The sequence below is a fragment of the Candidatus Pelagibacter sp. PS_34 genome, from assembly GCF_059417845.1.
Genome location: NZ_CM182068.1, coordinates 1,134,651 through 1,153,761, shown reverse-complemented (window position 1 = coordinate 1,153,761; position 19,111 = coordinate 1,134,651). Strand labels below are relative to the sequence as shown.

Annotated in this window: 20 protein-coding genes; 17 read left to right on the top strand and 3 right to left on the bottom strand. The window is 31.7% G+C overall.

Annotated features, from left to right (window positions below):
• Window positions 1-55: 55 nt before the first annotated feature.
• Window positions 56-619, top strand: a complete 564-nt coding sequence (locus AC5SL3_RS06175; RefSeq protein ID WP_006997650.1) for a hypothetical protein — start codon at window positions 56-58, stop codon at window positions 617-619.
• On the opposite strand, the gene ftsY is transcribed toward AC5SL3_RS06175, so the two are convergent.
• Entirely contained in the window at window positions 612-1,529 is a 918-nt protein-coding gene (ftsY, locus tag AC5SL3_RS06170) for a signal recognition particle-docking protein FtsY (RefSeq protein ID WP_271616582.1), read from the bottom strand. The genes AC5SL3_RS06175 and ftsY overlap by 8 nt on opposite strands.
• Window positions 1,529-2,353, bottom strand: coding sequence for a diaminopimelate epimerase (gene dapF / locus AC5SL3_RS06165; RefSeq protein WP_018413629.1), 825 nt, complete (start codon window positions 2,351-2,353; stop codon window positions 1,529-1,531). Before dapF ends, ftsY begins: the two co-directional genes overlap by 1 nt.
• Before the next feature lie 159 nt (window positions 2,354-2,512).
• On the opposite strand from dapF, the gene ffh reads away from it, so the two are divergent.
• From ffh to AC5SL3_RS06085, 16 genes are read left to right on the top strand one after another with little or no spacing between them, the layout of a single operon-like run.
• Window positions 2,513-3,871, top strand: a complete 1,359-nt coding sequence (gene ffh, locus AC5SL3_RS06160; protein ID WP_018413628.1) for a signal recognition particle protein — start codon at window positions 2,513-2,515, stop codon at window positions 3,869-3,871.
• A gap of 14 nt (window positions 3,872-3,885) precedes the next feature.
• On the top strand, window positions 3,886-4,419 hold the full coding sequence (gene rpsP / locus AC5SL3_RS06155) for a 30S ribosomal protein S16 (RefSeq protein ID WP_011281575.1): 534 nt from the start codon (window positions 3,886-3,888) through the stop codon (window positions 4,417-4,419).
• Window positions 4,420-4,427: 8 nt separating this feature from the next.
• Window positions 4,428-5,114, top strand: a complete 687-nt coding sequence (trmD, locus tag AC5SL3_RS06150; protein WP_271499528.1) for a tRNA (guanosine(37)-N1)-methyltransferase TrmD — start codon at window positions 4,428-4,430, stop codon at window positions 5,112-5,114.
• A gap of 16 nt (window positions 5,115-5,130) precedes the next feature.
• The gene (rplS, locus tag AC5SL3_RS06145; protein ID WP_018413625.1) at window positions 5,131-5,655 is read left to right on the top strand and encodes a 50S ribosomal protein L19; all 525 of its coding nucleotides are present in this window, start codon (window positions 5,131-5,133) and stop codon (window positions 5,653-5,655) included.
• An 11-nt stretch (window positions 5,656-5,666) separates the two neighbouring features.
• Window positions 5,667-7,070 (top strand): 3-isopropylmalate dehydratase large subunit, encoded by a 1,404-nt coding sequence (gene leuC, locus AC5SL3_RS06140; RefSeq protein ID WP_494577961.1) that lies wholly within the window; start codon window positions 5,667-5,669, stop codon window positions 7,068-7,070.
• 1 nt (window position 7,071) lies between these two features.
• Window positions 7,072-7,683, top strand: coding sequence for a 3-isopropylmalate dehydratase small subunit (gene leuD / locus AC5SL3_RS06135; RefSeq protein ID WP_011281572.1), 612 nt, complete (start codon window positions 7,072-7,074; stop codon window positions 7,681-7,683).
• A complete protein-coding gene (gene leuB, locus AC5SL3_RS06130; RefSeq protein ID WP_006997659.1) occupies window positions 7,670-8,776 on the top strand; it encodes a 3-isopropylmalate dehydrogenase in 1,107 nt (368 codons plus the stop codon). The genes leuD and leuB overlap by 14 nt, the downstream gene beginning before the upstream one ends.
• 26 nt (window positions 8,777-8,802) lie before the next feature.
• Complete coding sequence (locus AC5SL3_RS06125; protein WP_018413623.1) at window positions 8,803-10,566, top strand: acyl-CoA dehydrogenase C-terminal domain-containing protein; 1,764 nt, start codon at window positions 8,803-8,805, stop codon at window positions 10,564-10,566.
• 1 nt (window position 10,567) lies between these two features.
• Window positions 10,568-12,196 carry an acyl-CoA synthetase gene (locus AC5SL3_RS06120; RefSeq protein WP_271499539.1) on the top strand — a complete coding sequence of 543 codons (1,629 nt, stop codon included), beginning with the start codon at window positions 10,568-10,570 and terminating at the stop codon, window positions 12,194-12,196.
• On the top strand, window positions 12,193-12,969 hold the full coding sequence (locus tag AC5SL3_RS06115) for an alpha/beta fold hydrolase (protein WP_494577959.1): 777 nt from the start codon (window positions 12,193-12,195) through the stop codon (window positions 12,967-12,969). The genes AC5SL3_RS06120 and AC5SL3_RS06115 overlap by 4 nt, the downstream gene beginning before the upstream one ends.
• Window positions 12,966-14,075 carry a dimethylsulfoniopropionate demethylase gene (locus AC5SL3_RS06110; RefSeq protein WP_006997663.1) on the top strand — a complete coding sequence of 370 codons (1,110 nt, stop codon included), beginning with the start codon at window positions 12,966-12,968 and terminating at the stop codon, window positions 14,073-14,075. The genes AC5SL3_RS06115 and AC5SL3_RS06110 overlap by 4 nt, the downstream gene beginning before the upstream one ends.
• Window positions 14,076-14,095: 20 nt before the next feature.
• Entirely contained in the window at window positions 14,096-15,097 is a 1,002-nt protein-coding gene (locus AC5SL3_RS06105; protein ID WP_271564582.1) for an aspartate-semialdehyde dehydrogenase, read from the top strand.
• Entirely contained in the window at window positions 15,090-15,473 is a 384-nt protein-coding gene (gene sdhC / locus AC5SL3_RS06100) for a succinate dehydrogenase, cytochrome b556 subunit (RefSeq protein WP_006997665.1), read from the top strand. Before AC5SL3_RS06105 ends, sdhC begins: the two co-directional genes overlap by 8 nt.
• A gap of 1 nt (window position 15,474) precedes the next feature.
• Window positions 15,475-15,801 (top strand): succinate dehydrogenase, hydrophobic membrane anchor protein, encoded by a 327-nt coding sequence (sdhD, locus tag AC5SL3_RS06095; protein WP_018413620.1) that lies wholly within the window; start codon window positions 15,475-15,477, stop codon window positions 15,799-15,801.
• Window positions 15,801-17,573: a succinate dehydrogenase flavoprotein subunit gene (gene sdhA / locus AC5SL3_RS06090; RefSeq protein ID WP_494577957.1), complete on the top strand. Its 1,773-nt coding sequence runs from the start codon at window positions 15,801-15,803 to the stop codon at window positions 17,571-17,573. Before sdhD ends, sdhA begins: the two co-directional genes overlap by 1 nt.
• The gene (locus AC5SL3_RS06085) at window positions 17,573-18,346 is read left to right on the top strand and encodes a succinate dehydrogenase iron-sulfur subunit (protein WP_494577956.1); all 774 of its coding nucleotides are present in this window, start codon (window positions 17,573-17,575) and stop codon (window positions 18,344-18,346) included. Before sdhA ends, AC5SL3_RS06085 begins: the two co-directional genes overlap by 1 nt.
• Here the strand turns inward: AC5SL3_RS06085 and AC5SL3_RS06080 are convergent.
• Window positions 18,343-19,104 (bottom strand): IclR family transcriptional regulator, encoded by a 762-nt coding sequence (locus AC5SL3_RS06080; RefSeq protein ID WP_494577954.1) that lies wholly within the window; start codon window positions 19,102-19,104, stop codon window positions 18,343-18,345. The two genes, AC5SL3_RS06085 and AC5SL3_RS06080, sit on opposite strands and share 4 nt — an antisense overlap.
• Window positions 19,105-19,111 lie beyond the last annotated feature (7 nt).

Sequence of the window (19,111 nt, the reverse complement as noted above, 5' to 3'; positions counted from 1 at the left end):
AATTAAGCCACAATCTAAACAAATAATTTACAAATTTCATATTTATACAATAAGTATGAAAAAAATTGTTAGGACTTTATTTATTATAATCTTTGTAGCTAATTTTACTTATGCGGATGAAAAAGATTATTCTGCGGATAATTTTTTTCATATAGGTCAGATGAATTCACATGATGAAAATTTTAGTCTTTATTTTAAAACTAGAGAAAAACCTATTTTAGCACGAGGGGAAGAATCTAATTATATAACTGATTTTCCTCAGGATCTTTATATCTATAACTATAAAACAAAAACTTCACTTCCTCTAATTTCATACGAGTGGTTTCCTTCAAAGGCTAAATTTTTTTTAGAAGAGTATGATTTTCCAGTGTTCCCTGAAGATTTTGCTTATTATTTATTAAAAGATAATAATACATTAGTTATGATTAGTGCTATTAAAAATATTAATAAAAATTTTCAATTCGATATTACTAATAAAAAGTTAAATCAATATCCTTCTAGTGGAAAATTTGAATTTATAATTTCATCGATCGCAAAAAACTGTGGTCACTCACAATTAAAAGAAAATTATAAATGTAATTATTATAAACCTTTAATTTCGAATAATTTAATCAATTAATTTGAGTAAATGCTTCTGCAAATTTTTCTGCATTAAAAATTTGTAAATCATCCTCTTTTTCACCAAGTCCAAGAGCAATTATTGGAAGCTTATATTTTTTAGCAAGGGCTAATAAAATTCCTCCTTTTGCAGTACCATCTAATTTTGTCATTATCAAACCAGTAAGAGGTATAATTTTGTTAAACTCTTCAACTTGACTGATAACATTTTGGCCAGAGGTTGCGTCAAGCACTAGGATTACATCGTGAGGAGCATCTGGATCTATTTTTTTTGTTACATGGGCAATTTTTTTGTATTCTTCCATTAAATTTTTTTTATTTTGTAATCTCCCTGCCGTATCGATCAAAACATGGTTAAAATCGTTCTTTAATGCCTCTTCTATTGCCTTGTAGGCAACTGATGCCGGGTCGGATCCTTGAGTAGATTTTGTAATTTGCACATCAATTTTATTAGCCCAACTTTCTAATTGTTCTATAGCAGCTGCTCTAAACGTATCACAGGCAGAAAACATAACTTTATTACCATTAGATTTTAAAATTTTACCAACTTTTCCAATAGTTGTTGTTTTTCCAACCCCGTTAACTCCCGATACTAGGACTGCATTAAGTTTTTCTTTTTTATTAAAAAAATTCTCATTTTCCAAAGGTTTCATTAAAGTAACTATATAGTTTCTAAGAATCAAGTTTACCTCATTCATAATATCTTTTTTGGGGTCAATTTTTTCTTGAGCAATAATTTTTTTAATTTCTTCAGCTGCAACAAGACCAACATCTGATTGAATCAAATATTCTTCAATTTGATCTAATGTTTTGTCATCTATTTCTTTTTTTACAATTATATCTCTTAAACCAGATGTAAATGTAGAAGCACTTTTCTTAAAACCAATTTTAAATTTATCAAAAATTCCCATTACAACTTAATGTTGATATTTTTAATATCAGACACAGGTCCTTTCATATGAATGCTATTTCTTTCATCAATAGAAATTGTTAAACTACCTAATGCAAACTCTATATCTGTAGTTTTTTCTACCAGATTATTAATGTTAGCTGCAACAGCTGTTGCACAAGCTGCCGTCCCACAAGCCTTGGTAAGTCCAGCTCCTCTTTCCCAAACTTTTACTTTTATTAAATTTCTATTTATAACTTTGGCCAGGGTCACATTACATTTTTCAGGAAATAGAGGATGATTTTCAATTTTCGGACCAATATTTTTTAAGTCAAATGCTTCAATATCATCTACAAAAAAAATTATGTGCGGATTGCCAACATTTATGGCTATTCCACCAATATGTTTGGTAGTATTTCTATCTATAATTTCAATTTTTAAGTCTTGAGTATCTAGCTGCTTACTTAATGGAATTTCTTGCCAATTAACTTTTGGTATACCAATTTCAGTCTCGACTAAATTATTTCCTAAAATTTTTGATTTTAGTGAGCCAGAAGTTGTTAAGAGCGTTATTTCTTTTTTACCACTTTCTTTTGATAGAAGATCTGCAACACACCTAGTGCCATTTCCACAAGCACCAGATATGCTTCCATCTGAATTAAAAAATTCTACATTTGCATCTATTTCTTTATTTTTCTTAATTAGGATGAGTTGATCGCATCCAATAAAACTACGATCACATATCTTAATTATTTGATCTTTATCTAAATTAAAATCTTGGCTTCTTTGATCAATAATTACAAAATCATTGCCTAAACCATCCATTTTAAATGCTTTAATATCCATATACAGATATTTAACTTATTTATTGACTTTTTGAACCTCTATTATAGGTTGATTTCGTTTCCACAAAAACGTTAAATTTGTGGTGTCTTTGGAAACAAAGAGATCAACACTAGTCAGCGATATTCGCCCACTAGTGCGAAACTGCTGTGCGTAATAAATATGTTTGAAAACTTAACAAATAAATTCGAAGAAATTTTTTCTTCTTTAAAAAAAGCACCTTCACTTGACGAAAAGCAAGTAGATGAGGGTTTAAGGGCTATTAGGCAGGCCCTCTTAGAAGCTGATGTCTCTTTAGATGTAGCTAAAGATTTTATAACAAAAGTTAAACCTAAAGTATTAGGTCAAGAGATAATCAGATCAACTTCACCAGGAGATATGGTTGTTAAAATTGTTTATGATGAACTAGTAAGCCTTTTAGGCGAAAGCAACACAGATATTAATTTAAATGCAGTTCCGCCAGTTCCAATGATGCTAGTTGGTCTTCAAGGTTCTGGTAAAACTACAACAACAGCAAAATTAGCCAAATACTTAGAAAAAAATAAAAAGAAAAAGATAATGATGGTTAGCCTTGATGTTTACAGGCCTGCTGCCCAAGAACAATTAAGGTCTTTAGGAGAACAAAATAATATTTTAACACTTCCTATAATTGAAGGACAATTACCAGCAGACATTTGTAGAAGAGCAGTTAGTGCTGCAAGCTTAAATGGAGCAGAAATTATATTGTTTGATACAGCTGGTAGAACTCAAATTGACCTTCAGATGATGAGCGAAATTAAACAAATAGAGAATATAATCAATCCAACTGAAACATTTTTAGTTGCAGATTCTTTAACAGGGCAAGTTGCTGCAGAAGTTGCAAAAGAATTTAAAAATACGGTAAACTTAACAGGTATTGTTTTAACTAGAGCTGATGGTGATGCAAGAGGTGGTGCAGCTCTTAGTATGAAATATGTTTCTCAAGTACCAATTAAGTTTTTAGGGGTAGGAGAAAAAATAGAAAACTTAGAAGTTTTTCATCCAGATAGAATAGCAAATAGAATACTAGGAATGGGAGATATTGTTTCCCTTGTAGAAAAAGCAGCAGAAGATCTTGGTGAAGAAAATTTAAAAAAAGCTGAAGAAAATTTGAAAAAGGGACAATTTTCTATGGAGGACTATCTATCCCAACTAAGACAAATGAAAAAAATGGGTGGTATAGAAGGAATAATGTCATTTATGCCAGGTGTTTCAAAGATGAAGTCACAGATGGATGCTGCGGGAATTGATGAAAGTATTATTACTCAAAACGAAGCAATAATTTTGTCTATGACCAAAAAAGAAAGAGGGAATCCTAAAATCATAGATGGTTCTAGGAAAAAAAGAATTGCTAATGGCTCTGGAACAGATGCGGCCACTATCAATAAATTGCTTAAGCAATTTAAAATGATGTCTGAAATGATGAAGAAGATGTCAAAAGGAAACCTGAAGGGTATGTCTGATAAAGGAATACCTCCAGAGCTACTAAATCAACTTAAATAAAAAAAGGAAAAAAAATGATAAAAATAAGACTATCAAGAGGTGGAACAAAGAAAAGACCAGTATATAAAGTAGTTATAGCTGACAGTCGTCGTGCAAGAGATGGAAGATTTATTGAGAAGGTAGGATTCTTTAATCCACTTTTACCAAAAGATAAAAAAGAAAGAGTAGGACTAGAAGCAGAAAGAATTAAATATTGGTTAGGTCAAGGTGCTCAACCAACTACTAGAGTTGCAAGAATTTTAGGTGAAAATGGTATTATAGCAATGCCTGCAAACGGTAGTAATCCAAGTAAAGCTATTCCTAAAAAAGAAAGAAAAAAAGAAGGAGACGAAGCAGCACCAGCAGCAGCTCCTAAAGCAGAAGCAGCACCAGCAGCAGAAGCTCCAAAGGAAGAAGCTCCTAAAGCAGAAGCAGCACCAGCAGCAGAAGCTCCAAAGGAAGAAGCTCCTAAAGCAGAAGCAGCACCAGCAGCAGAAGCTCCAAAGGAAGAAGCTCCTAAAGCAGAAGCAGCACCAGCAGCAGAAGCTCCAAAGGAAGAAGCTAAATAGTTGGATTTATGTGGCAAGCTCAGATATTCACACTCTATCCTGATTTTTTTCCTGGCCCTTTAAATAAAGGGCTATATGGAAAAGCTTTAACAAATAAAATTTGGGATTTAAAAGTTGTAAATATTAGAGATGCTGCTGAGGATAAACACAAAACTGTAGACGACACTCCTTTTGGAGGTGGATCTGGAATGTTGTTGAAAGCTGATATTTTAGCAAAATCTCTTGATGAAAATAAAAAAGAAGGAGAAAGAATTTTTTATTTATCACCAAAAGGAAAAAAGCTTGATCAGAAATTAGCACTAGAACTGTCTAAAGAAAAATCTATTAGTTTAATTTGTGGTCATTTTGAAGGTGTTGATGAAAGGTTGTTATCTACAAGGAATATAGAAGAACTTAGCATAGGAGATTTTATTTTATCTGGAGGTGAAACAGCAGCATTTGTTGTACTAGATAGTGTTCTAAGATTGCTTCCAGGTGTCTTGGGAAATGAACAATCAAAGACTGATGAGAGTTTTGAGAACGGACTTTTGGAGTATCCTCAATACACAAAACCTCAAATTTGGGAGGAAAAAAGCGTTCCAGAAGTGCTATTATCAGGAGATCACAACAAAATTAAAGACTGGCGTTTATCACAATCAGAGGCTATAACACGCGTCCGAAGACCAGATTTATGGGAAAAATATAAGAAAAATTAATTTGATAAATACTAATATGAAAACAATTGAAGAAATAAATCAACTAAACGTTAAAAAAATACTATCAGAGAAGAAAATCCCAGATTTTTTTCCAGGAGATGTAATAAAAGTTGGTGTTAGAATTACAGAGGGTAAAAAAGATAGAATTCAATATTTTGAAGGTGTGTGTATAGCTAGAAAAAACAGAGATATAAATTCTTCATTCACAGTTAGAAAAATTTCATTTGGTGAAGGTGTTGAAAGAACATTTCCGCTATATGGTACTGTTATAGATACAATTACAGTTATCCGTCATGGTAAAGTTAGAAGAGCAAAATTATATTACCTAAGAGACAGAACAGGTAAATCAGCTAGAATTGCAGAAAAAATTAGAAAAAAAATTGGTATAGAAGTTGATGTTAAACCAGAAATGGTAACAGAAGAAACTTTAGCACCAGTAGCTGCAGAAGCAGAAAAACAAACAGAAGTTCAAGCAGAACCTGTAAAACAAGCAGAAGTTCAAGCAGAACCAAAAATAGAAAAATCAGAAGAAAAAAAATAATTTTTTTTTCAATGCCTTTAACTCTTTACGATAAAATTTGGAATGATCATTTAGTAGATCAACAAGATGATGGTACAGCACTATTATTTGTTGATCGACATTTAGTACATGAAGTAACAAGCCCACAAGCTTTTGAAGGATTAAGAAACTCTAATAGAAAAGTTAGACAACCTGGCTTAACACTAGCGGTTGCAGACCATAATGTTCCAACTACTGATAGATCTAAAGGAATAGCGGATGCAGAGTCTAAAATTCAAGTAGATACCTTAGAAAGCAATTGTAAGGAATTTGGAGTTCAATATTTAGGAATGAATGACAAGAGACAAGGAATTGTTCACATAATTGGTCCAGAACAAGGTTTTACACAACCTGGTACAGTAATTGTTTGTGGAGATAGCCACACAGCAACACATGGTGCATTTGGTGCTTTGGCATTTGGAATTGGGACCTCAGAAGTAGAACATGTTCTAGCAACACAAACATTAGTTCAAAAAAAAGCAAAAAATTTTAGAATCAATGTTAACGGAAAACTTCCTATTGGAGTTACCTCTAAAGATGTAATCTTACAAATTATAGGAAATATTGGAACTGCAGGAGGAACAGGATCAGTTATTGAATATGCCGGCAGTCTAATTTCATCCTTAAGCGTAGAGCAACGAATGACTATTTGCAATATGACTATTGAAGGAGGAGCAAGAGCAGGGTTAATTGCTCCTGATGAAAAAATATTTGAATATTTAAAGGGTAAACCGATGTCTCCAAAAAATGAAAATTGGGATAAGGCTATGAAATATTGGGAAAGTTTAAAAACTGATGATGGAGCTAAATTTGATAAAGAAATCAACTTAGTTGCAGAAGATATTTTACCGATGATTACTTGGGGAACCTCTCCACAAGATGTAATCACTATAGATGGCAAAGTTCCAAATCCTAAAAATGAACAAGATGAAGATAAAAAGAACTCTTTAGAAAGATCATTAAATTATATGGGCTTAAAAGCTGATACACTAGCTACAGATATTAAGATTGATAAGGTTTTCATAGGAAGTTGTACAAATGGTAGAATTGAAGATTTAAGGGAAGCTGCCAAAATATTAAAAGATAAAAAGAAAGCGTCCCATGTTCATGCAATGGTTGTTCCGGGCTCAGGTTTGGTTAAAGAACAAGCAGAGCAGGAAGGTTTAGATAAAATATTTATAGCTTCAGGTTTTGAATGGAGAGAGCCTGGCTGTTCAATGTGTCTTGCAATGAATGCTGATAAATTAAAACCAGGAGAAAGATGCGCCTCAACTTCAAACAGAAACTTTGAAGGAAGACAAGGTAGAGGTGGAAGAACACATTTAGTAAGTCCTGGAATGGCAGCTGCAGCTGCAATTTCTGGAAACTTAGATGATGTTAGAAAGTATCAAAACTAAAATGCAAAAATTTAATTCACTTACTAGTATCCCAGCATATTTACCAATAGTAAATATTGATACAGATATGATTATTCCAAAACAATTTCTTAAAACGATTAAAAGAACAGGGTTAGGAAAAAACTTATTTTTTGAAATGAGATACGATGATAATGGAAATGAAATTAAAGATTTTATTCTAAATCAAAAACCTCACAATCAATCAAAAATATTAATCGCAGGAAAAAATTTTGGCTGTGGCTCATCAAGAGAACATGCACCTTGGGCACTTCTAGATTTTGGAATAACATGTGTGATAAGCTCTAGTTATGCCGATATTTTTTACAGCAACTGTTTCAAAAATGGAATTTTACCAATTACTCTGCCAGAAGAAAAAATAAAAGAATTATCAGAGTATTCAAAAAGAAAAGAAGAAATTTCAATAGACTTAAATGAAGAAAAAATAATTTTTGGAAATAGTGAAATCAAGTTTGATATTGATCCTTTTAAGAAAAAATGTTTGTTAGAAGGACTTGATGATATTGCACTATCGTTAGCCAAAAAAGAAAAAATTATAACTTTTGAAGAAAATCTAAAAAATAATAAACCATGGATATTTAATGATAAAAATTAAAAAAAGAAAAATTTTACTTCTTCCAGGGGATGGTATTGGACCCGAGGTTATTCAAGAAGTTAAAAAAGTTATTTTATGGTTGAATTCAAATAAATCTCTAGATTTTGAAATTGATGAAGATTTAGCTGGAGGTTGTTCTTATGACAAGCATGGGACACCAATCACGGATGAAGTTTTTTACAAAGCTCTAGAAAGTGAATTTGTTATGTTAGGTGCAGTTGGTGGACCAAAATGGGATAACTTAGAGTTTTCAAAAAAGCCTGAAAGAGCCTTATTAAAATTAAGAAAAGAATTAAAACTATTTGCAAATTTAAGACCTGCAATTTGTTTTGAACAATTAGTTGATGCCTCAACCTTAAAACCAGAAATCGTGTCTGGATTAGATATTATGATAGTTAGAGAATTAACAGGTGGAATTTATTTTGGTGAACCAAGAGGAATTAAGCCGATAGAAAATGGTGAAAGAAAAGGGATTAATACCCATTCCTACACAACTAGCGAAATAGTTAGAGTTGCAAAAGTAGCTTTTGATTTAGCAAGAAAGAGATCAAATAGAGTTACTTCATGTGAAAAGTCAAATGTAATGGAAGCAGGACAACTTTGGAAAGAAGAAGTTCAAGAACTACACGACAAAGAATATAAAGATGTAGAATTAAGTCATATGCTTGCTGATAATTGTGCAATGCAATTATTAAAAAACCCAAAGCAGTTTGATGTAATTGTTACGGACAATTTATTTGGAGACATGCTTTCCGATCAAGCCTCAATGTTAACGGGATCTCTAGGTTTATTACCATCTGCTTCTTTAGGTGCAAAAAATAAAGATGGAGAAATGAGAGCTATGTATGAGCCTATTCATGGTTCTGCACCAGATATTGCTGGAAAAGAAATTGCAAACCCAATAGCCTCAATTTTAAGTTTTGCAATGGCTTTAAGATACTCTTTAGATTTAGATAGTGAAGCTGATGCTTTAGAAAAAGCTGTACAAGATGTCTTAAATGATGGTCTTAGAACAAAAGATATTCTTTCTCAGGGAAAAAAAGAAGTATCAACATCAGCTATGGGTGATGCAATCATTTCAAAATTGCAATAATTAAATAATTATTCTAGAGTTCTGGAATGCCAAATTATACTGCTCCAGTCGAAGACATGATGTTTCTTTTTGATAAATTAAGAAATAATAAAAATTATAATGATCTTGAAAAGTATAAAGAGGTTAATTCAGAATTAGTAAAAGATATTTTAGAAGAAGCAGCCAAGATTAATCAAAACTTAATATTACCATTAGCAAAATCAGGTGATGAAAATCCAACAGTTCTAGAGAATGGTGTGGTTAGAACACCGCCAGGCTACAAAGAAGCTTATTCTAAATATATAGAAGATGGTTGGACTTCACTTTCTTGTGATCCAAAATATGGAGGACAAGGAATGCCAAAAACCGTAAGTGCTTTTTTTGACGAAATGTTATCATCTGCAAGTTTATCATTTAAACTTTATAGTGAGTTAAGTATTGGTGCATATAATTGTATTTCTCATCACGCTACAGATGAAATAAAAGAAAAATACCTTCCAAAAATGGTTGAAGGAAAATGGAGTGGCACGATGTGCCTTACTGAACCAGTTTGTGGAACTGATTTAGGTCTTTTAAAAACCAAAGCTATTGAGCAATCTGATGGAACTTTTAAGTTAAGTGGACAGAAAATTTTTATTACATCAGGTGATCAAGATTTAACTGAAAATATTATCCACTTAGTTATTGCAAGAGCAGCTGACTCACCAGCAGGCACAAAAGGAATAAGTTTATTCTTAGTACCTAAATTTTTAGTAAATGAAGATGGATCTATTGGAGCTAGAAATGGAGTTTCTACAGGGTCTATAGAAAGTAAAATGGGAATTAAAGGTTCTGCTACATGTGTATTAAATTTTGATGATGCAACTGGTTATATGATCGGATTGAAGAATAAAGGCTTAAACGCAATGTTTACTATGATGAATTTAGAGAGAATTGTTGTAGGAATTCAAGGCTTGGGGATTTCCGAAATTGCCTATCAAAACTCTTTGAGTTACGCAAAAGAACGAAAACAAGGAAAAACAAATAATACAAAATCAACTAATGGAGCAGATTTTATAATTGAACATGCAGATATTAGAAAATCTTTGCTTAATATGAAATCTATTATTGAAGGCGAAAGAGCTTTATGTTTTTGGCTGTCTCAACAAACAGAAGTTAGCCTTTATCACCCAGATGAAAAAATTAAACAAGAAGCTTCAGATCTTGTGTCGTTAATGACACCTGTGGTTAAAACGATGTTTAGTGATATGGGAATGGAAATAACCAGTGAGGCTATGCAGGTTCATGGTGGTTATGGCTATACGAAAGATCAAGGTATAGAACAGTTGTATAGAGATAATAGAATCACCCCAATTTATGAAGGAACAAATTCTATCCAAGCAGCTGATTTAGTTTTTAGAAAATTGGTAAATAAAAATGGTGATATAATTGACAAATATTTGGAACTGATCAAGAATGATTGCAGTACTGAAAATGAAAAATTAAAACCTTTTATAAAAGAATTAAAAACGCATCTAGAGGTATTATCTACTTTTACTGATTGGATTAAAGAAAAAGTGCAAAACTCAAAAGACGATGCAAGCGCAGCATGCAATGACTATTTAAAAGCATTGGGGTTTGTGTCCATAGCACATGCGTGGATAAAAGTTTTAGAGGTAAGTTTTAAAGATTATGAACAAAACAAAGACTTTTATGAAGATAAAATACAGACTGCAAATTTTTATTTTAAAAGAGTTTTACCAAGAGCCGAAAGTCATTTTAAAACAGCCACATCAGGAAGTGACTATATAATGAATTTTAAATTTAGTTAATATGAGTCATTACGATACAAATTTAGATAAAAATGAGGCTAATTATGTTCCTCTTTCTCCTTTAACATTCTTAGAAAGAACTAAAGATATATATCCAAATTATGAAGCCTTAGTTTATGAAAGTAGGTCGTATACTTGGGAAGAAGTTTATAAAAGATGTGTTAAGTTTGCTAGCGCATTAGATAAATTGGGTGTGAAAACTGGAGATACAGTTTCTATAATGGCCTTCAATACACCAGAAATTTTTGAAGCACATTATTCAATACCTATGGTGGGGGCAGTAATTAATGCAATCAATACAAGACTAGACCCCAATACTATAAGTTATATTTTACAACATAGTGATGCAAAGGTTTTAATTGTAGATAGACAATTTCATGATGTAATTGAGAAGGCTTTAAAAAATGTTAAAAATAAGATTACAATTATTGATATTGACGACCAGGACATAGACACAAGTTCTTTTAAAAAAATAGGTGAACTTGAATATGAAAGTTTCTTAAACACAGGTAATGAAAATTATGAATGGAAAAAACCAAAAGATGAATGGGAAGCGATTTCATTAGGGTACACTTCAGGAACTACTGGAAACCCAAAAGGAGTAGTTTATCATCACAGAGGCTCATATTTGATGGCAACAGGTAGTGTTACAGCTTGGAATATGCCTAACAAATTAAATTTTTTATGTGTTGTTCCAATGTTTCATTGCAATGGTTGGTGTTATCCTTGGACATTAGCAATGCTGCACGCAAGAGTAATTTGTTTAAGAAATATTGATGTTAAAAAGATGTTTGAACTAATTGATAAATATGAAGTAACACATTTTGGTGGAGCTCCAATAGTTTTAAATATGATTGTTAATGCTCCTAAGGAAGATCAAAAAGCCTTAAAAAGAAAAGTCAATGTTTTAACTGCAGGTGCACCTCCACCAAGTATTATTTTTGAAAAAATGGAAAATCTTGGCTTTGAGGTTATGCATGTTTATGGATTAACAGAAACTTATGGCCATATGTTGCAGTGTGCGTGGAATGATGATTGGAATTCTTTAGAAAAAGATAAAAAGAATGAAATCAAAGCAAGGCAAGGTGTACGTTACCCAAACACAGAGGGTGCTATTGTAATGGATCCAGAAACAATGAAGCCAGTACCTAAAGATGGAAAGACTATGGGTGAAATTATGATTAGAGGGAATATTGTAATGAAGGGATATTACAAGGATAAAGAAGCAACAGATAAATCAATGGCAGGTGGATGGTTTCATTCAGGAGATTTAGCTGTGACCCATCCTGATGGATATATAAAAATTCAAGATAGATCTAAAGATATTATTATCTCTGGAGGAGAAAATATTTCTTCAATAGAAATTGAAAATGCAATTGCAAAACACCCTTCAGTTTCTTTAGCAGCTGTAGTTGCTAAACCAGATGAAAAATGGGGAGAAACACCTTGTGCTTTTGTTGAATTAATTAAAGATAAGCCAGCAACAGAAAAAGAAATAATAGATTTTTGTAGAGAAACATTGGCAGGATTTAAACTTCCTAAGAGTGTTATTTTTTGTGATTTACCAAAAACTTCAACAGGAAAAATTCAAAAATTTGAACTTAGAAAGAAAGTTAAGGAATTAAGTTGATCTTTCAAGTAGACAACAAAAAAGTCTTTGCATCGGATTCAGGCCAAGGTATTGATAAAAAAAAATCCACAATAGTTTTGCTGCATGGAAGTGGTCTCTCACATATTGTTTGGTCCTTAACAGAACAGTATTTATCAAATCAAAATTATAATGTTTTAGCAATAGATTTACCTGGACATGGAAATTCTGAAGGTGATTGTTTAAAATCAATAGAAGAAATTTCAGATTGGTTAGAAAAAGTTTTTAAAAAACTTAATGTTTCTGAATTAACAATAATAGGTCATTCCCAAGGGTGTTTGGAAGCATTGGAATATTCATTAAGGTATTCTAAAAGAGTTAAAAATTTAATATTTATAGGTGGTTCTTACAGAATGCCTGTTAATCAAGATTTAATTGATCTTGCTGAAAATGGAGATGATAAAGCAGTTCAGTTAATGATGAAATGGAGCTATGAGAATTATAAAAAATTCATTGGAGGTAATCCTGTGGAAAAAATTATTAATTCTCCAAGAAATATTAGAGAAGTTTTAGCTATCGATCTTATAGCATGTAATAATTATAAAAATGGATCTGAGACGTTAAAGTCAATCAAGTGTCCGACATTATTTATCTTTGGTGAGCTAGATAAGATGGTTAATATTGAAAAAGGTAAGAAATTTGCAGAGCTCGTTCTTAATTCAAAAACTCATATAATTAAAAATTGTGGACATATGATTATGTTTGAAAAAGCTTTTGAAATGAGAGAAAAGATCTCTGAATTTTTAAAAAAATGAAAAATTTTTCAATAGCAAAATCAAGAAGATTAAGAAGTACTCCTTATACCTCAAGAATAGAGAAACAAGGAGTTACAGCATACACAATATATAATCATATGTTGTTACCTGCTGCATTTGGATCAATAGAGGATAGCTACAAACATTTAAAAGAACATGTTCAGATATGGGATGTCGCTGCAGAAAGACAAGTAGAAATATCAGGAAAAGACTCGGCAGAGTTAGTACAATTGATGACATGTCGGGATCTATCAAAATCTAAAATAGGCAGATGTTATTATTGTCCAATAATAGACGAAAATGGAAATTTAATTAATGACCCAGTTGTTTTAAAACTTGATGAAAATAAATGGTGGATATCAATAGCAGATTCGGATGTAATCTTTTTTGCCAAAGGCTTAGCATCAGGACACAAATTTGATGTTAAAATTGTAGAACCAGTAGTTGATATTATGGCAATACAAGGTCCAAAATCCTTTGCGTTAATGGAAAAAGTTTTTGGAAAAAAAATTACTGAGCTAAAATTCTTTGGGTTTGATTATTTTGATTTTGAAGGCACAAAGCACCTTATAGCTAGGTCAGGATGGTCTAAACAAGGAGGATATGAAGTATACGTTGAAAACACACAGTCAGGACAAAAATTGTATGACCATCTTTTTGAAGTTGGAAAAGAATTTAATGTAGGGCCAGGATGTCCGAATTTAATAGAGAGAATTGAGAGTGCACTGTTATCTTATGGTAATGACTTTGATAATAACGACAATCCATTTGAATGTGGTTTTGATCAATATGTTAGCTTAGATAGTGATATAAATTTTTTAGGAAAAGAAAAATTGAAAGAAATAAAATTAAAAGGACCCCAAAAAAAATTAAGGGGAGTTAAAATTGATATAAAAGAAATTAGTCTTACTGGATCAAAAAACATATATGATGAAAATAATAATGTAATTGGTGAATTAAGATCGGCTTGTTATTCACCTCATTTTCAAAAGGTTATAGGCATAGCAATGATAAAGAAATCCCACTGGGAAGCATCTCAAGGCTTTAAAATTCAAATAAACGATAATACCATTAATGGAAACGTTTGTGATTTACCCTTCATCTAGTATAAAAGTAAAATAATATCATGAATATAGCAATTGTAGGAGCCACAGGTAATGTTGGAAGAAAAATGCTCGAAGTATTAGAGCAGAAAAAAATTTCAATAGACCAATTATTTTTAGTTGCCTCTCCAAGGAGTGCTGGTCAAAAAGTAAATTTTAATGGTAAGGAGCATGAGATTTTTAACTTAGAGACTTATGATTTCTCAAAAGCTGAAATTACCTTTTTTGCAGCTGGTGGAAAAATATCAGAAAAATATGCAGAAAAAGCAGCAAAACATACTACAGTAATTGATAATTCTAGCTTTTTCAGAATGGATCAAGATGTACCTTTAATTGTTCCACAAGTGAATCCAGAAGCAATTAATGTTTTAAAAAAAAATATTATTGCTAATCCAAACTGTTCTACAGCACAATTAGTAATAGCTCTAAAACCCTTACATGATGAATTTAATATAAAAAGAGTAGTTATATCAACTTATCAATCCGTATCTGGTGGTGGTAAAGCATCAATGGATGAATTGATTGAACAAACTAAATTATCATTAGATAAAAAGAAAATAAATTCTAAAAATTTTACTAAACAAATTGCATTTAATGCAATTCCTCACATAGATGTTTTTGCAGATGATGGTTACACAAAAGAAGAATTAAAGATGGTTAACGAAACAAAAAAGATTTTAGATGACAAAATTGAGCTAACTGCAACATGCGTAAGAATTCCAGTGCTAGTTTCTCATGCTGAATCTGTAAATATTGAATTTGAAAAACCATTTAGCTTACAAACAATACACTCTTTATTAGATAGTGCAGAGGGATGTGAGGTGTATGATAAAAGAGAAGATGGAGGCTACATTACTCCTTTAGAGGCAGAAGGTAAAAATGAAACTTATATTTCCAGGATTAGAGAAGATAAAACAAAAAAAAATACACTCAATATGTGGATAGTATCAGATAATTTATTAAGAGGTGCTGCACTGAATGCAGTAGAAATAGCTGAGCTTTTAATTAGGAAGAATAATGGATAATAACAACCCTTTATCACCACACATTCAAATTTATAGATGGCACATATCTTCTTTGGTTTCTATTTCTCATAGGATTACAGGAATAGTTAATATATTTGCAATAACAGTAATTTGTTTGTGGATATTTTCTTTGTTGTTAGGAGAATCTAGCTACGATCTAACAAAATTATTTTTGCAATCTATTTTTGGAAAATTTATTATTATTTGTTTAACTTGGTCTTTTAGCTTTCAGGTATTGAGTGAAATAAGACATTTAGTAATGGATCTTGGTTATGGTTTTGAACTAAAGACCACAAAGATTACAGGTTTATTGGTAATTTTTGGATCTATTTTTTTTACAATTCTATTTTATCTATTAGGAAGGAATTTTATTTAAAATGAACTCTGTAACAAAAAAATGGCTGTTCATGAAAATTAGTTCAGTAATTTTAGTACCTTTAATGATTTGGTTTATTCTAAATTTAGTTTCAATTTTTGATAAAGATTATATTGAGGTTGTTAATTTCTTTACCACTCAACCATCTAAAATTTTAGTTTCTTTAACACTAGTATTTGCTTACTTTTTTTCTGCCCTAAGTATTAGCGAGGTATTTGAAGATTATATTCAGAATGAAAAAATCAAAAATGCCGCAAACAAAGTACTTAATATTTTTGCTATAATAATGCCAATTATAACAATAACTGTAATATTGAATTTAAACTAATGAGCTCATATAAAATAATAGACCATGAATACGATGTCATCGTACTTGGTGCCGGAGGATCAGGTCTAAGAGCTGCTGTTGGTTTAAGTGAAGCTGGTTTAAAGACAGCCTGCATTTCAAAAGTATTTCCAACAAGAAGTCATACCTCAGCTGCTCAAGGAGGAATTTCTGCATCTTTAGGGAATATGGGTGAAGATGATTGGCGTTGGCATATGTATGATACTGTTAAAGGTGCTGACTGGTTAGGTGACCAAGATAGTATTGAGTATCTTTGTAAAGAAGCTCCAGCTGCTGTTATAGAGTTAGAAAAATATGGAGTTCCATTTAGCAGAACTGATGATGGCAAAATTTACCAAAGACCTTTTGGTGGAATGACAAAAAATTATGGTAATGGAATTGTTCAAAGAACATGTGCAGCTGCAGATAGAACTGGACACGCAATACTTCATACTCTTTATGGACAAGCTTTAAAACATAACACTGAATTTTTTATTGAATATTTTGCTTTAGATTTATTAATGAAGGATGGTGAATGCAAAGGTCTTATTGCTTGGAATTTAAATGATGGAACAATTCATAGATTTAGAGCGCACAGCACAATAATTGCAACAGGGGGTTATGGAAAAGCTTATTATTCTGCAACTTCAGCACACACTTGTACCGGAGATGGAAATGCAATGGTTTTAAGAGCAGGCTTACCATTACAAGATATGGAATTTGTACAATTTCATCCAACAGGAATTTATGGACATGGAACTTTAATTTCTGAAGGTGTTAGAGGTGAAGGTGGCTATTTAGTTAATTCAAAAGGTGAAAGATTTATGGAGCGTTATGCACCAAAAGCTAAAGACTTAGCATCTAGAGATGTAGTAAGTAGATCTATGTCAATTGAGATTAATGAAGGAAGAGGTGTGGGTAAAGAACAGGATCATGTTCATTTACACTTAAGTCATTTAGACAAAAGTATTATTGAAAGTAGACTTCCAGGAATAACTGAAGCAGCAAGATTATTTGCTAATGTTGATGTAACCAAAGAGCCAATACCCGTAGTGCCCACTGTTCATTATAATATGGGAGGTATCCCAACAAACTATAAAGCTGAAGTATTAACAGGAAATGATTCTGAAACAGTTCCAGGATTAATGGCAATTGGTGAGGCTGCTTGTGTTTCTGTTCATGGAGCAAATAGATTGGGATCTAATTCTTTAATTGATTTAGTCGTATTTGGAAGAGCTGCAGCCAAGAGAGCTGCAGAACTTGTAAAACCAGGAACTCCACATGAAGATATAGGAGAGACTGAAACAGAAAAATGCATAGAAAGATTTGATAAATTAAGAAACTCTAATGGTGAAAATAGTACTGCAGAACTTAGACTTTCAATGCAAAAAACTATGCAATCAAAGTGTGCTGTTTTTAGAACAGAAAAAACTCTTAAAGAGGGCGTTGATAATATTAGAAAAGCATACGATGGAATGCAATCAATTTCTGTAAAAGATAAGTCACTTGTTTTTAACACTGATTTAGTAGAAACATTGGAGTTTGATAACTTGATAAGACAGGCAATTACAACAGTAGATTCTGCTTATAATAGACAAGAGAGTAGAGGTGCGCATGCAAGAGAAGATTTCCCAAAAAGAGATGATGAAAAATTTATGCAACACACTATTGCTTGGTGTAATGGAAAAGATACAAAAATTGGTTACAGACCAGTTACCAAAACAACTTTAACAAATGAAGTTCAATACTTTCCACCCCAAGAAAGAGTTTACTAGTGGTTCAAATAAACTTACCTAAAAATTCAGAAGTTCAAAAAGGTAATTATTACCAAGATAAAACTGGATCAAAAAATATTAGAAAAGTAAATGTTTACAGATGGGATCCTTCAAATGGAGAAAACCCAAGAGTAGATACTTATGAAGTAGATATGGATAATTGTCCTTCAAAAGTATTGGATATTTTAAATAAGATAAAAAATGAAATTGACCCATCTTTAGCTTATCGTAGATCTTGTGCACATGGTGTTTGTGGATCTTGTGCAATGAATATGGATGGTAAAAATGGTTTGGCATGCACAAAACCTCATTCAGAAATTGAAGGTGATATAAATATTTATCCATTACCTCATTTAAAAGTTAAAAAAGATTTAATTGGTGATTTAAGTGGATTATACAAACAGTATGAATCAATTGAGCCATGGTTGAAAACAAATACAAAAGTCGAAACTACAGAAATTATACAATCTAAAAAGGATAGGGAAAAATTAGATGGTGCATATGAATGTATAATGTGTGCGTGCTGCTCTACTTCTTGTCCAAGTTATTGGTGGAACGGTGATAAGTATTTAGGCCCTGCTGTTTTGCTTCAAGCTTATAGATGGATAGTTGATAGTAGAGACGATGAAAGAAAAGAGAGATTAAAAAAAGTAGCTGATGAGCTTAAACTTTATAGATGCCATACTATTATGAATTGTACTAATGCTTGCCCAAAGGGATTAAATCCAGCAAAAGCTATAGCTGAATTGAAAAAAATGTTAGCCACCGGCTAATTTTTAAATAAAGCCTTTTTCAAATTTTTTGATGCAGAAAGCATTAAAGGTAGAATCTTCTTTAAATCATCAATATTTTTTCGACTTTTTGCTGTGTGTGTAGATAAACAAAAACATAACTCATTTTTTGCATTCGTTATAGGTAAAGATAAGCCCACCATTCCATTAAACCATTCCTCATCATCAAATGCATAACCCTGTTTTTTTATTTTATTTAATTCTTTTTTAAATTGAGAAATTTCAGTAATAGTATTTTTTGCAGATGCAGGAGTTTTAATATTATTAAAAATTTCTAATGCATCTTCTTTTTTAATAGACGAAAGATAAAGTTTTCCAGAAGCTGAAGCATGTAAGGGTAAATGATCTCCAGCTTCCAGATTTAATTGCATTGGCCAATGAAACTCAATTCTATCAAAATATACAAGTTTGGTTCCAATAGGTACCGATAAGCTGACTGTTTCTTTTATATCTGCTGTAAGTTTTCTTAAATATGATCTTCTAAGAGTAAAGTTTGGTTCATAAGGTAAACTATGTAGGATTATATTTCTAATTTTAGGTCCAGGAATATATTTTTTTGAATTGCTGGCAATCAAAAATCTTTCATCACACAGAGTTCCTATATGTCTATAAATTGTTGCTAGAGGTATATCTAATTTATGAGCTATTTTTTTAGCAGTAAAATTTTCTGGATCTAGTAAAATTTCTTCTAAAATATTTAATATTCGCCTAGGCGAAGTTCTGCTGTTTATTTCACTCACAATTCTT